Annotated in this window: 1 protein-coding gene; it reads right to left on the reverse strand. The window is 42.1% G+C overall.

The window, feature by feature from the left end; translation table 11 throughout:
• Nucleotides 1-216: MATE family efflux transporter (locus tag NE671_RS15790; RefSeq protein ID WP_256164167.1), on the reverse strand; the 216-nt coding region annotated here is incomplete at both ends.

Below are 216 nucleotides of genomic sequence, written 5' to 3' on the forward strand. Positions count from 1 at the left end.
CAACACCATGAAAAGATAGGTACGCATGAACAAAACAGCAAATTCAAAATACAGATCTTCCCCATCTCCGAATAGCGAAATTATAGATTGCGGGAAAAATTGAAATGCGATGAAAGCAATTGTGGAAACAACAAGCTTCCATTTTACCGCAAGCAGGTAAGCCTCCCGTACACGATGGTATTGACTTGCCCCATAGTAGAAGCCGATAATCGGCTG

This window comes from Blautia sp. DFI.9.10 (assembly GCF_024461705.1).
Lineage (GTDB): Bacteria > Bacillota > Clostridia > Lachnospirales > Lachnospiraceae > Blautia_A > Blautia_A fusiformis.